1 protein-coding gene is annotated in these 415 nt (G+C 72.0%); it reads left to right on the top strand.

Annotation, left to right across the window (positions count from 1 at the left end):
• Positions 1-415 (top strand): lyase family protein (locus AC5RV1_RS21395; RefSeq protein ID WP_493995960.1); only part of this gene is annotated, 415 nt, incomplete at both ends.

Genomic DNA, 415 nt, shown 5'->3' with positions numbered 1-415 from the left:
CTGGCGGCGCTGAGCAAGTCCACGCACTTTGACTGGCGGCTGGCCCGCTACGACATCGCCGGGTCCAAGGCGCACGCCCGGGTGCTGCACAAGGCCGGGCTGCTGGACGACGCCGAACTGGACGGCATGCTGGCTGCCCTCACGCAGCTTGATGAGGACGTCGCCTCCGGCGCCTACCTGCCTGCGGAGTCCGACGAGGACGTGCACGGCTCGCTGGAGCGGGGCCTGATTGAGCGCGCCGGAACCCAGCTCGGCGGCAAGCTCCGCGCGGGCCGGTCCCGCAACGACCAGGTTGCCACGCTGGGCCGGATGTTCCTGCGCGACCATGCCCGGATCATTGCCCGCGGCGTGCTGGCCACGGTGGAGGCGCTGGTGGAGCAGGCCAAGGCGCACCAGGGTGTGGCCATGCCCGGCC

The organism is Arthrobacter sp. Hb9-2 (assembly GCF_059091165.1).
The sequence above is the reverse complement of the archived record's forward strand: the minus strand, read 5'-3'. Positions and strand labels throughout refer to the sequence as shown.